Here is a 12625-nt window from a genome sequence, read left to right on the forward strand (position 1 = left end):
TGACTCAGCTGGTGCGTCAGCTGGCGTCTTCGTCGTCGATCCAGCCCATGGACCGCTCGACGGCCTTGAGCCAGTTCTTGTACTCGCGGTCCCGCTGGTCGGCGGGCATCCGCGGGGTCCACTCCGCCGCGCGGCGCCAGTTGGCGCGCAGGGCGTCGGTGTCGGGCCAGAAGCCGACGGCCAGGCCGGCGGCGTAGGCGGCGCCGAGACAGGTGGTCTCCGCGACCATGGGACGGACCACGGGGGCGTCCACGAAGTCGGAGAGGGTCTGCATCAGCAGGTTGTTGGAGGTCATGCCGCCGTCGACCTTGAGGGCCGTGAGCTCGACGCCCGAGTCCTTGGTCATGGCGTCGGTGATCTCACGGGTCTGCCAGGCGGTGGCCTCCAGGACGGCACGGGCGATGTGCGCCTTGGTGACGTACCGGGTGAGGCCGGCGATCACACCGCGGGCGTCGGAGCGCCAGTACGGGGCGAACAGGCCGGAGAAGGCCGGCACGAAGTAGGCGCCGCCGTTGTCCTCGACCGACAGCGCGAGCGTCTCGATCTCGGCAGCGGTCTTGATCATGCCCATCTGGTCGCGCATCCACTGGACGAGCGAGCCGGTGACGGCGATGGAGCCCTCCAGCGCGTAGACCGGCTTCTGGTCGCCGATCTGGTAGCCGACCGTGGTCAGCAGGCCGCTGTAGGAGTTGATGACCTTGTCACCGGTGTTCATCAGCATGAACGTGCCGGTGCCGTACGTGGACTTGGCCTCGCCCTCGGCGAAACACGTCTGGCCGAACAGCGCGGCCTGCTGGTCACCGAGCGCCGAGGCGACCGGGACACCGGCGAGGACGCCGTCCTTGACGTGGCCGTAGACCTCGGCGGAGGACCGGATCTCGGGGAGGACGTTGAGCGGGACGCCCATCGACTCCGCGATCTTCTCGTCCCAGGCCAGCGTGTGCAGGTTCATCAGCATGGTGCGCGAGGCGTTGGTGACGTCGGTGACGTGCACGCCGCCCTGGGCACCGCCGGTGAGGTTCCAGATGACCCACGAGTCCATGGTGCCGAAGAGGATGTCCCCGGCCTCGGCGCGCTCGCGCAGGCCCTCGACGTTGTCGAGCAGCCAGCGGACCTTCGGGCCGGCGAAGTACGACGCCAGGGGAAGGCCCGTCTCGCGGCGGAAGCGGTCCTGGCCGACGTTGCGGCCGAGCTCCTTGCACAGGGCGTCGGTGCGGGTGTCCTGCCAGACCAGCGCGTTGTGCACCGGCTCGCCGGTGTGACGGTCCCACAGCAGGGTGGTCTCGCGCTGGTTGGTGATGCCGACGGCCTTGACGTCGGCGGCGGTGATCTCGGCCTTGGCGATGGCGCCGGCGACGACCTCCTGGACGTTGGTCCAGATCTCGGCGGCGTCGTGCTCGACCCAGCCCGGCTTCGGGAAGATCTGCTCGTGCTCCTTCTGGTCGACGGCGACGATGCGGCCGTCGCGGTCGAAGACGATGCAGCGGGAGGAGGTGGTGCCCTGGTCGATCGCGGCGATGAACGGGCCGGTGCTGGTGGTCATGTGGCTGCTCCTGGCAGGTCTCTTGGTTGGCGTATCAGGGGGCGGTGCGGATCTTGCGATTCGTGCCGATGCTGATCAGGCGAACGCGATGTTGTACAGACCGCCGGCGAGTGCGGCACCGACGAGCGGGCCGACCACCGGGATCCAGGAGTATCCCCAGTCGGAGCCGCCCTTGTTGGGAAGCGGCAGCAGCGCGTGGACTATTCGGGGGCCGAGGTCACGGACCGGGTTGATGGCGTAGCCGGTCGGGCCGCCGAGCGAGAGGCCGATGCCGACGACGACGAACGAGGTGATCAGGACGCCGATGACGCCGAGGCCCTTGCCGTCGGCCTGGAGGCCCTGGGTCAGGATCGCCAGGACCAGGACGGCCGTACCGATGATCTCGGTCGCGAGGTTCTGGACGACGTTGCGGATCTCGGGGCCGGTGGAGAAGACGCCCAGGACCGGGCCGGCCTGGTCGTGCGGGTGCGGGTCCTCGGGGCCGAGCTTGGCGTCACGGATGTGCTCGGGGTCCGAGAGGTGCGCCGCGAACTGTCCGTAGTAGGTGACCCACATCAGGACCGCGCCGAGCATGGCGCCGAGGAGCTGTCCGGCGAGGTAGACCGGAACGTCGCTCCAGTCGCTGTTCTTGACGGCCAGGCCGACGGTGACCGCCGGGTTGAGGTGCGCACCGGAGAGCGGGGCGGACACGTAGGCGGCGATCAGAACGGCGAAACCCCAGCCGAACGTGATCGCAAGCCAGCCCGCATTGCGGGCCTTGGAGCTCTTGAGCGTCACGGCGGCGCAGACGCCACCGCCGAGCAGTGTGAGCAGGGCGGTACCGATGGTCTCGCCGATGAAGATGTCGGAGGTGGACACCCGCGACTCCTTTGCCTTGCGTCCAGGGGGTGGCGGCCACCGGGTCCCGTCCGGTGTGCCGCGCACTCGGTGAGTGGTTCACCGGTCCTTGGCCTTGCCACCCCACCCTAGCGCGTATTGCCGGTAGGTGTTCGACAATGCCGACCGATGAACGGCAGTTTTCCGCCCAGGTGAAGAACGCGTCAAGGGTTGGCCTGGCCAAAGTGTCGGATCGTTACCACTAGGTGCGATCAGCCAAATCCAGCCATCCGATGGCCGGGATATGCCCAAATCAGGGCAGAAAGCGGCCAGGCGGTGGCCGAGAAGGGCTGTACGGGGCCTAGAACCGGCCCGCGCCGAGATCGCGTGAAACAGCGCGCGCACAGTCCCGTACGGACGCCACGAGGCTCGCCCGGGGCTCCCCGGCCTCCCCGCACACCCGCTCGACCGCACCCGCGACCGCGACCGCGCCCACCGGCATCCGCCGCCGGTCGTGGATCGGCGCCGCCACCGAGGCGATGCCGTCCCAGGTCTCCTCGACGTCCGCGGCCCAGCCGCGCGCCCGGGTCAGGTCGAGGATCTCCTCGAAGCCCGCGGCGTCGGTGACCGTCCGGGGCGTGAACGCCTCGCGCTCCGCCTCCAGGGCCTCGGTGTGCGCGACCGGGTCGAACGCGGACAGCACCTTGCCCAGGGCCGTGGAGTGCAGCGGCTGCATGGCCCCGACCTCCAGCACCTGGCGGCTGTCGTCCGGGCGGAAGACGTGGTGCATGATCAGCACCCCGCTCTGGTGGAGCACGCCCACGTAGACGCTCTCCCCGCTCGCCCGGGCCAGGTCGTCCGTCCACACCAGCGCGCGGGCGCGCAGCTCGTGCACGTCCAGGTAGCTGTTGCCCAGACGGAGCAGCTCCGCGCCCAGCTGGTAGCGGCCCGAGGCGGGGTCCTGCTCGACGAAGCCCTCGGCCTGGAGCGTGCGCAGGATCCCGTGCGCCGTCCCCTTGGCCAGGCCCAGGGAGGACGCCACGTCCGAGAGGCCCAGCCGGCGTTCCCCGCCCGCCAGGAGTCGCAGCATCGCAGCGGCTCGTTCGAGCGACTGGATGTTCCGTGCCATCGCGCAGCCTCCTGCTGACGTAGTTCGACAATGCTGAACAGTATCGGTCGATGTCGACCTTGTGCATGGTTGGGCAACTGTTCAGGCCTCCGTCGGCCAGGACACCCCTGCCAGATCCCCGCGCACAGAATGCAGTCCGCCACGTGGGACGACCGCACCGGGGTTGCCACCTCGCGGTTACCCTGACCGCGTGCGCCCTTGACACAGCGAGGGTGCAAAGCCGACAGCCGTCGCACTCCAGGGAGCTCAACCATGGCCTCGTTGCCGAACCCGCCCGCAGACACCCAGACCCGGGCCGATGCCCTCCGAGAGGCGCTCGCCACCCGTGTGGTCGTCGCCGACGGAGCCATGGGAACGATGCTCCAGGCGCAGGACCCCAGCCTCGAGGACTTCCAGCAGCTCGAAGGCTGCAACGAGGTCCTGAACCTCACCCGCCCCGACATCGTGCGCTCCGTCCACGACGCGTACTTCGCGGTGGGCGTGGACTGCGTCGAGACCAACACCTTCGGTGCGAACTTCGCGGCGCTCGCCGAGTACGACATCCCCGAACGCAATTTCGAACTGTCGGAGTCCGGCGCCCGCATCGCCCGCGAGGTCGCCGACGAGTACACCGCGAAGACCGGGCGGCAGCGCTGGGTCCTCGGCTCCATGGGCCCCGGCACCAAGCTGCCCACCCTCGGCCACATCGACTACGCGACCATCCGCGACGCCTACCAGGTCAACGCCGAGGGCCTGCTCTCCGGCGGGGCCGACGCCCTGCTCGTCGAGACCACCCAGGACCTGCTGCAGACCAAGTCCTCCGTCATCGGCGCCCGCCGCGCGATGGAGGCCCTCGGCGTCAGCGTCCCGCTGATCTGCTCCGTCACCGTCGAGACCACCGGCACCATGCTGCTGGGCTCCGAGATCGGCGCCGCGCTCACCGCGCTGGAGCCGCTCGGTATCGACATGATCGGCCTGAACTGCGCCACCGGCCCCGCCGAGATGAGCGAGCACCTGCGCTACCTCGCCCGCAACGCGCGCGTCCCGCTCTCCTGCATGCCCAACGCCGGCCTGCCCGTCCTCGGCAAGAACGGCGCGCACTACCCGCTGTCCGCCCCCGAGCTCGCCGACGCCCAGGAGACCTTCGTCCGCGAGTACGGGCTCTCCCTCGTCGGCGGCTGCTGCGGCACGACGCCGGAGCACCTGCGCCAGGTCGTCGAGCGGGTCCGCGAGCTGAGCCCGGCCGTCCGCGAGCCCCGGCCGGAGCCCGGCGCGTCCTCGCTGTACCAGACCGTCCCGTTCCGCCAGGACACCGCGTACATGGCGATCGGCGAGCGGACGAACGCGAACGGCTCGAAGAAGTTCCGCGAGGCCATGCTCGACGCCCGCTGGGACGACTGCGTCGAGATGGCCCGCGACCAGATCCGCGAGGGCGCGCACATGCTCGACCTGTGCGTGGACTACGTCGGCCGCGACGGCGTCGCCGACATGAAGGAGCTCGCCGGGCGCTTCGCGACGGCCTCGACGCTGCCGATCGTCCTGGACTCCACCGAGGTCCCCGTGATCCAGGCGGGCCTGGAGAAGCTGGGCGGCCGCGCCGTCATCAACTCGGTGAACTACGAGGACGGCGACGGCCCGGACTCCCGCTTCGCGAAGGTGACCCGGCTGGCCAAGGAGCACGGCGCCGCGCTGATCGCGCTGACCATCGACGAGGAGGGCCAGGCCCGTACCGCCGAGCACAAGGTCGCCATCGCCGAACGCCTGATCGCCGACCTGACCGGCAACTGGGGCATCCGCGAGTCCGACATCCTGATCGACACCCTCACCTTCACCATCTGCACCGGCCAGGAGGAGTCCCGCAAGGACGGCATCGCGACGATCGAGGCGATCCGCGAGCTCAAGCGCCGCCACCCGGACGTGCAGACCACCCTCGGCCTGTCCAACATCTCCTTCGGCCTCAACCCGGCCGCCCGGATCCTGCTGAACTCCGTCTTCCTCGACGAGTGCGTCAAGGCGGGCCTGGACTCCGCCATCGTGCACGCCTCCAAGATCCTGCCGATCGCCCGCTTCGACGAGGAGCAGGTGAAGGTCGCCCTCGACCTGGTCCACGACCGCCGCGCCGAGGGCTACGACCCGCTGCAGAAGCTCATGGAGCTCTTCGAGGGCGTCAACACCAAGTCCCTCAAGGCCGGCCGCGCCGAGGAGCTCCTCGCGCTCCCGCTCGACGAGCGGCTCCAGCGCCGCATCATCGACGGCGAGAAGAACGGCCTGGAAGCCGACCTCGACGAGGCGCTGCAGACCAGGGCCGCGCTCGACATCGTCAACGACACCCTTCTGGAGGGCATGAAGGTCGTCGGCGAGCTGTTCGGCTCCGGCCAGATGCAGCTGCCGTTCGTCCTCCAGTCCGCCGAGGTCATGAAGACGGCGGTCGCCTACCTCGAACCGCACATGGAGAAGACCGATGACGAGGGCAAGGGCACCATCGTGCTCGCCACCGTCCGCGGCGACGTCCACGACATCGGCAAGAACCTCGTCGACATCATCCTGACCAACAACGGCTACAACGTCGTCAACATCGGCATCAAGCAGCCGGTCTCCGCGATCCTCGAAGCCGCCCAGGAACACAAGGCCGACGTCATCGGCATGTCCGGCCTCCTCGTCAAGTCGACCGTGATCATGAAGGAGAACCTGGAGGAGCTCAACCAGCGCAAGCTGGCGGCGGACTACCCGGTCATCCTCGGCGGCGCGGCCCTCACCCGTGCCTACGTCGAGCAGGACCTCCACGAGATCTACGAGGGCGAGGTCCGCTACGCCCGCGACGCGTTCGAGGGCCTGCGCCTGATGGACGCCCTGATCGCCGTCAAGCGCGGTGTCCCCGGTGCCGCCCTGCCCGAGCTCAAGCAGCGCCGGGTCGCCAGGCGGGACACCCCGGTCGCCGCGGCGGACGAGCCGCAGGAGCCCGGCGGCCGCTCCGACGTGGCCGTCGACAACCCGGTTCCCACCCCGCCGTTCTGGGGCACCCGCGTGGTCAAGGGCATCCCGCTCAAGGACTACGCCTCCTGGCTGGACGAGGGCGCGCTGTTCAAGGGCCAGTGGGGCCTCAAGCAGGCCCGCGCCGGCGGGGCCACGTACGAGGAGCTCGTCGAGAGCGAGGGCCGGCCGCGGCTGCGCGGCCTGCTGGAGAAGCTGCACACCGAGAACCTGCTCGAAGCCGCGGTCGTCTACGGGTACTTCCCCTGCGTGTCCAAGGGCGACGACCTGATCATCCTGGACGAACAGGGCAACGAGCGGACCCGCTTCACCTTCCCGCGCCAGCGCCGCGGCCGCCGGCTGTGCCTCGCGGACTTCTTCCGCCCGGAGGAGTCCGGCGAGACCGACGTGGTCGGCCTCCAGGTGGTGACCGTCGGGTCGAAGATCGGCGAGGCCACCGCCAAGCTGTTCGAGTCCGACTCGTACCGCGAGTACCTGGAGCTGCACGGCCTGTCGGTCCAGCTCGCCGAGGCCATGGCCGAGTACTGGCACGCCCGCGTCCGCGCCGAGCTCGGCTTCGGCGGCGAGGACCCGGCCGCGGTGGAGGACATGTTCGACCTGAAGTACCGCGGCGCACGCTTCTCGCTGGGCTACGGCGCCTGCCCCGACCTGGAGGACCGCGCGAAGATCGCCGACCTCCTCCAGCCGGAGCGGATCGGGGTCCACCTCTCCGAGGAGTTCCAGCTCCACCCGGAGCAGTCCACGGACGCGATCGTCATCCACCACCCCGAAGCGAAGTATTTCAACGCACGCTGAGGCCGAGCGACGTACACTTGACGGTCCCACAGGCCGGTCGCCTGATCACCGGGGGAGTTCCCCACGGGAGGAAGGCGGCCGGCCTTCTCGTCCTCTGAGAAAGGTGTGCCGGATGACCAGCACCGTTCCCGCCCCCGTCGCCCGTACGGCCGACGGGCATGCCCTCCAGGCGGTGTTGCTGGACATGGACGGCACCCTCGTCGACACCGAGGGCTTCTGGTGGGAGATCGAGGTGGACGTCTTCGGCGCACTCGGACACCAGCTCGACGAGGCCTGGCGCGACGTGGTCGTCGGCGGCCCCATGACCCGCAGCGCGGCCTTCCTCATCGAGTCCACCGGCGCCGCCATCACCCTGGCGGAGCTGACCGTCCTGCTCAACGAGCGCTTCGAGGAGCGGATCGCCGAACAGGTCCCGCTGATGCCGGGCGCCGAGCGGCTGCTGGCCGAGCTGGCGCGGCACAACGTGCCCACCGCCCTGGTCTCCGCCTCGCACCGCCGGGTCATCGACCGGGTACTGCTCACCCTGGGCCCCGAGCGCTTCGCGCTCAGCGTGGCCGGGGACGAGGTGGCCCGTACCAAGCCGCACCCCGACCCGTACCTGCTCGCCGCCAGCACGCTCGGCGCCCACCCCTCGCGCTGCGCGGTCATCGAGGACACCGCGACCGGCGTCGCCTCCGCCGAGGCGGCCGGCTGCCGGGTCGTGGCCGTGCCCTCCGTCGGCGTCATCCCGCCGGGCCCGGGCCGCACCATCGTCCGCTCGCTGGAGGACGTCGACCTCCCGTTCCTGCGCGCCCTCATCACTCCCATGAACTAACTGCACACGCTCAGTGCCGAACGGATTGACCCCCTGCCCCTGGTCCCGCGGAAGGATCTTCCGTTCCATGGCCCGGAGGCTGAAATTCCATCCTTTCGGTGGCCGTTCTCTCGGGTGACCTTTGTCACCCGCCAAGCCCCCGACGGGCCTGTCGGGGGCCTTGGAAACCTTCCCTTGTGTCCGGATTGATCAGCTCCTGACCGAATCTGCGGTGACTCCTACATAGACAGGCAGTCCGCACCCATCACCGTGCGATTACGCCCCAAGTCCTGCCAGTTCAAGCCATCCCGTCCCAGGCCACTAATGTCGACGCGGGCACTACGCCGCACCTCTGCCGCACCGAACGCACACCCCTGTGCCGGGACGGCGTGGACCGATCGTCACAACACCGGCCCGATCGTTCCGCCCTGAACGGGCGACCGCCGCGAAGTGCCCTTTACGCCGCTTTGAGCAAGTAAGTGCCGGTCAAGGGAGTACTTCCAGCATGAACCGCAAGACCCTGGTGCTGACGGCTGCGGCCGGACTGCTCACCCCCGCGCTCGCCGCATGCGGCAGCACGAGCGGCGGCGGAGCGGGATCCGGAGCGATCGTCGTCGGAACCACCGACCGGTTCGAGGCAGCTGACTACGCTCCCGCACCGTTCGACCCGGCCTACGCCTACGACGCCGGCGCCTGGAACGTCCTGCGGCAGACCGTCCAGACGCTGATGCACACCCCCCGCGGCGGCGGCCAGCCCGTCCCCGAAGCAGCCTCCGACTGCCGCTTCACCGACACGGGCAACGAAAGCTACCGCTGCACCCTGCGCCCCGGCCTGAAGTTCGCCGACGGCGAGCCGCTCACCGCCAAGGACGTCAAGTTCTCCATCGAGCGCGTCCTCGCCATCAAGGACGAGAACGGCCCCTCCTCGCTGCTGTCCACCATCGACACCATCGAGGCCAAGGCCGCCGACACCGTCGTCTTCCACCTGAAGACCCCGGACGCGACCTTCCCGTACAAGCTCTCCACCCCCGCCACCGGCATCGTCAGCGAGAAGAACTACGACGCCAAGAAGCTCCGCGAGGGCTTCACCGTCGACGGTTCCGGCCCCTACACGATGAAGGCCGAGGTCAAGGACAACCACCTCGTCCGGGCGGTCTTCACCAAGAACCCGAACTACAAGGGCGACCTCAAGCTGCAGAACGACAAGGTCGAACTGCGCACCTTCGACGACTCCGCGGCCATGGGCAGGGCACTCACCGCCGGATCCATCTCCATGGTCTCCCGCACCCTGTCGCCCGCCCAGATCACCGAGTTCGCCGCCAAGCCGCCCAAGGGCGTCAAGCTGGTCCCGATGCCCGGCCTGGAGATCCGCTACATCGGCTTCAACACCGACGCCCCGACCGTCAAGGACAAGGCCGTCCGCCAGGCCCTCGCCGCCGCCGTCGACCGCAACGCGATCATCGACAAGGTCTACGGCAAGGCCGCGCAGCCCCTGTACTCGCTGGTCCCCACCGCCGTCACCGGACACGTCAACTCCTTCTTCAACAAGTACGGCGAGGCCAACACCGCGAAGGCCGCCGACCTGCTGAAGAACGCCGGCATCAAGACCCCCGTCAAGCTGACGCTGAACTACACCAAGGACCACTACGGCGACGGCACGGCCACCGAGTTCGAGACCCTGAAGAACCAGCTGAACTCCACCCAGCTGTTCGACGTCACCGTCCAGGGCTCCGACTGGTCCGACTTCCGGCCCGCGCAGAAGAAGGGCGACTACGCCGCCTACGGGCTCGGCTGGTTCCCCGACTACCCGGACGCCGACAACTTCCTCGCTCCCTTCCTGGAGCAGGACAACTTCCTGGGCACGCCGTACGCCAACAACACGGTGCGCACCAAGCTCATCCCCGAATCCCGGCGCGCCGTCGACCGCAACGTCGCCGTCCCCGCGATCACGGAGATGCAGGACATCGTCGCCGAGGACGTGCCCGTCCTGCCCCTGTGGCAGGGCAAGCAGTACGTCGCCGCACGCGACGGGATCACCGGAGTGGAGTGGTCGGTCAACGCCATCTCCGACCTCCAGCTGTGGGAACTCGGCCGCGGTGTCAGCGGCTGAGACCGGCAGCAACCGGCAGCAACCGGCGGCGGGTGTCGCAGGCCGGCGCAACGATTCAGTGAGACTGTGAAGGACGTTCGCGTGATGAGACGTAACCAGTGGCTGGCGGCCCCGCTCGGCGCAGCCACCGCCGCCGCGCTGCTCAGCGGTTGCGGTTCGACCGATGGCCCCGCCGCCGAGGGCGGCAAGGGCGTGGTCATGGGCATATCCGACAAGGTGAAGTCCATCGACCCCGCCTCCGGTTACGACCCGGGATCCTGGCTGCTGTTCAACAACGTCTTCCAGTCCCTGCTGAGCTTCCCCAAGGGCGGCACTACGCCGGAGCCGGACGCCGCGCAGAGCTGCAACTTCGAAGGCGCCGACAGCAAGGTCTACAAGTGCACCCTGCGCGCCGGCCTGAAGTTCAGCAACGGCAACGCCCTCACCTCCAAGGACGTCAAGTTCTCCTTCGAGCGCACGCTGAAGATCAATGACGCCAACGGCCCCGCCGTGATGCTGTCGTCGATCGCCGGCATCGACACCCCCGACGACAAGTCCATCGTCTTCCGCCTCAAGACGTCCGACGCGACCTTCCCCAGCAAGATCGCGTCCGGCGCGGGCTCCATCGTCGACCACAGCGAGTACCCGGCCGACAAGCTCCGCACCGACGGCAAGGCCATCGGCTCCGGCGTCTACAAGCTGGACTCGATCAACGAGAAGAGCGCCAACTTCTCCGTCAACAGCTCCTACAGCGGCAAGGCCAAGGCGAAGAACACCGGCGTCACCCTCAAGTTCTTCAACGAGGACCAGGCCGCCCTCAAGAGGGTCCTCGAAAGCGGAGAGGTCGACTTCGCCTTCCGCGGACTCGCCGCCAAGGACATCGCCAGCCTGTCCTCCACCAAGACCGGCGACCACAAGGTCGAGGTCGTCCAGGGCACCGGCGCCGAAGTCGAGCACCTCGTCTTCAACATGAACGACCCGGTCGCCGGAAAGCTCCCCGTCCGCAAGGCCATCGCCTACCTCGTCGACCGCGAAGCGCTCGTCAAGGACGTCTACGACGGCACCGCGACCTCGCTGTACTCGATCGTCCCCGCCGGCATCGGCTCGCACAACACCGCCTTCTTCGACCGCTACGGCGGCAGCCCCCAGCCGAAGAAGGCCGAAGCCGTCCTGCGCGCCGCGGGCATCAAGGACAAGGTGAAGATCACCCTGTACTCGACGCCCTCCCGCTACGGTCCGTCCACGGACCAGGAGTTCCAGCTCATCGCCAAGCAGCTCAACGACAGCGGACTCTTCGACGCCGACGTCAAGTCCATCGAGTTCGCGCAGTACGAGAAGGACATCCAGGACGGCAAGTACGGCGTGTACGTGAAGGGCTGGGTCCCCGACTACCCGGACGCCGACAACTTCACCCAGCCGTTCTTCGGCCCGGACAACGTCCTGCGCAACAACTACGACAACAAGGAGATCAGCGGGACCATCATCCCGTCGACCTCCGCGAAGTCCGACCGCACCGCGGCCACCACGGACTACAACCGCCTCCAGGACATCGTCGCCGACGAGATCCCGATCCTCCCGCTCTGGCAGGGCAAGCAGTACGCCGTCACCCGCCAGAACGTGACCGGCCTGCAGTGGTCGCTCGACGCCTCCACCGTCTTCCGCTTCTGGGAGATCAGCAAGGGCTGAGCCACACCCGCACGACCGAAGGGGCCGGCAACCGCACCGAGCGGCTGCCGGCCCCTTCGGCCTGCCCCGTACGCGCCGCGCACGGACCGGGCGCGTGCGCTACTGACCCGCCCCCGGCCGCACCAGACCGCTCTCGTACGCGTACACCGCCGCCTGGACCCGGTCACGCAGACCCAGCTTCGTCAGCACGTGCCCCACATGCGTCTTCACCGTCGTCTCGCTCACGAACAGGTCCGCCGCGATCTCCGCGTTCGACAGACCCCGCGCCACCAGCTTCAGCACCTCGACCTCCCGCTCGGTCAACGTGCCCAGGGTGTCCGGCACGCTCTCCTCACCCGACGGCAGATGCCCCGCGTACTTGTCCAGCAGCCGCCGCGTGATGCTCGGCGCGAGCATCGCCTCACCGCCCGCCACCACCCGGATCGCCTGCACCAGCTCCACGGCCGGCGCATCCTTCAGCAGGAACCCGCTCGCCCCCGCCCGCAGCGCCTCCACCACGTACTCGTCCAGATCGAACGTGGTCAGCACCAGCACCTTCGCCGGCCCGTCCCGCCCCGGACCCGTGATCTGCCGCGTCGCCTCCACCCCGTCCATCCGCGGCATCCGGATGTCCATCAGCACCACATCGGGCTGCAACGCCCGCACCTGGTCCAGCGCCTGCAGACCGTCCCCGGCCTCACCGACGACCGCCAGGTCCTGTTCGGCCTCCAGAATCATCCGGAAACCGGTGCGCAGCAGCGGCTGGTCGTCGACCAGTAGGACGCGGATCGCCACGGAAGGTACCTCGAATTCGAACGGCGGCAT

At 68.9% G+C, this 12625-nt stretch carries 8 protein-coding genes; 4 read left to right on the plus strand and 4 right to left on the minus strand.

Annotated features, from left to right (window positions below; translation table 11 throughout):
- Positions 1–16: 16 nt before the first annotated feature.
- The 3 genes from glpK to ACIPK4_RS24705 form a co-directional block, all read right to left on the minus strand.
- Entirely contained in the window at positions 17–1543 is a 1527-nt protein-coding gene (glpK, locus tag ACIPK4_RS24695; RefSeq protein ID WP_376195856.1) for a glycerol kinase GlpK, read from the minus strand.
- Positions 1544–1618: 75 nt separating this feature from the next.
- The gene (locus tag ACIPK4_RS24700; protein WP_054226063.1) at positions 1619–2401 is read right to left on the minus strand and encodes an MIP/aquaporin family protein; all 783 of its coding nucleotides are present in this window, start codon (positions 2399–2401) and stop codon (positions 1619–1621) included.
- A 319-nt stretch (positions 2402–2720) separates the two neighbouring features.
- Positions 2721–3488 (minus strand): IclR family transcriptional regulator, encoded by a 768-nt coding sequence (locus ACIPK4_RS24705; RefSeq protein ID WP_054226064.1) that lies wholly within the window; start codon positions 3486–3488, stop codon positions 2721–2723.
- A 252-nt stretch (positions 3489–3740) separates the two neighbouring features.
- Between ACIPK4_RS24705 and metH the strand changes: the two genes are divergently transcribed.
- The 4 genes from metH (at position 3741) to ACIPK4_RS24725 (ending at position 11821) form a co-directional block, all read left to right on the plus strand.
- Positions 3741–7253, plus strand: coding sequence for a methionine synthase (gene metH, locus ACIPK4_RS24710; protein WP_402315980.1), 3513 nt, complete (start codon positions 3741–3743; stop codon positions 7251–7253).
- A gap of 112 nt (positions 7254–7365) precedes the next feature.
- Positions 7366–8067, plus strand: coding sequence for an HAD family phosphatase (locus ACIPK4_RS24715; RefSeq protein ID WP_054226066.1), 702 nt, complete (start codon positions 7366–7368; stop codon positions 8065–8067).
- Positions 8068–8551: 484 nt separating this feature from the next.
- Positions 8552–10156, plus strand: coding sequence for an ABC transporter substrate-binding protein (locus ACIPK4_RS24720; RefSeq protein WP_402315982.1), 1605 nt, complete (start codon positions 8552–8554; stop codon positions 10154–10156).
- A gap of 84 nt (positions 10157–10240) precedes the next feature.
- Complete coding sequence (locus tag ACIPK4_RS24725; RefSeq protein ID WP_402315984.1) at positions 10241–11821, plus strand: ABC transporter substrate-binding protein; 1581 nt, start codon at positions 10241–10243, stop codon at positions 11819–11821.
- Between the two features lie 99 nt (positions 11822–11920).
- On the opposite strand, the gene ACIPK4_RS24730 is transcribed toward ACIPK4_RS24725, so the two are convergent.
- Complete coding sequence (locus ACIPK4_RS24730; RefSeq protein ID WP_054226139.1) at positions 11921–12595, minus strand: response regulator transcription factor; 675 nt, start codon at positions 12593–12595, stop codon at positions 11921–11923.
- Between the last annotated feature and the right edge of the window lie 30 nt (positions 12596–12625).

It is taken from the genome of Streptomyces sp. NPDC086989 (genome assembly GCF_044745505.1).
In the GTDB taxonomy this organism is placed as follows: Bacteria; Actinomycetota; Actinomycetes; order Streptomycetales; family Streptomycetaceae; genus Streptomyces.